1 protein-coding gene and 1 tRNA gene are annotated in these 839 nt (G+C 59.1%); one reads left to right on the forward strand and one right to left on the reverse strand.

Features of this window, described 5'->3' with window-relative positions; genetic code table 11:
* Positions 1–49 precede the first annotated feature (49 nt).
* Positions 50–136: transfer RNA gene (locus tag A3736_RS05450), tRNA-Leu, on the forward strand.
* Between the two features lie 60 nt (positions 137–196).
* On the opposite strand, the gene A3736_RS05455 is transcribed toward A3736_RS05450, so the two are convergent.
* The coding region (locus A3736_RS05455) for an EAL domain-containing protein (RefSeq protein WP_156501990.1) at positions 197–839 on the reverse strand (643 nt) is incomplete at its 5' end.

Consider the following 839-nt stretch of genomic DNA (forward strand, 5'->3'; position numbering starts at 1 on the left):
TAGGGGCGCGCTCCTACCGACGCGGGGGCCAGCGCCCCCACGGTCATGTGCGGTCGTGGCGGAATTGGTAGACGCGCAACGTTGAGGTCGTTGTGGGCGCAAGCCCGTGGAAGTTCGAGTCTTCTCGACCGCACCATTTCCGGTCCAAAGTGGGCATCGTTCCCTCTGGCCGTGCAATAACGGCAACGCCGTCAGCCTATTGCCGGGAGAAACGATTCCCCAATTCGGCGAATGCCGGAAGGCTTTTGAGCCCTGCGTCAGCCCGACGATTTGCAGGATGCTGTCCATGGCTGTCCAGCCACGCAAGCAGGTTCGCAATGTCCATCGGTCGCGCAAAGGCATAGCCCTGCGCCAGTCTGCATCCCATGCTTTCCAGCGTCAGGCAGTCTTCGGCCGTTTCGATTCCTTCGGCGATGCATTCCAGATCAAGCGTTTCGCACAGGCCCATGATCGCGGTCACGATCTTTTTGACGCCCGGCTCGTCCAGCTTGCACACGAAGCTGCGATCGATCTTGATCTTGTCGATGGGGAGCCGGCTTAGATAGCTCAGGCTCGAATAGCCGGTGCCGAAATCGTCGAGCGCGATCGAGATCCCCATTCCCTGCAGACGGTGGATATGGGCAATCGCAGTATCGTATTCGCGCATCAGTGCGGTTTCCGTAATCTCAAACGTGATGCGATCGGGAGCGACACCATGACGTTCGATGGCCGCAATCAGCCCATCGATAGTGCTCGACCTCCCGATGTCGAAGGTCGAAAGATTGAATGACAGGCCGACGTCTTCGGGCAGCTTCCCCATGCTCGCCAGCGCTTTTTCGAACAGCGTCGTAGTGATGCTC

The sequence above is a fragment of the Erythrobacter sp. HI0063 genome (genome assembly GCF_001635685.1).
Taxonomy (GTDB): Bacteria; Pseudomonadota; Alphaproteobacteria; order Sphingomonadales; family Sphingomonadaceae; genus Qipengyuania.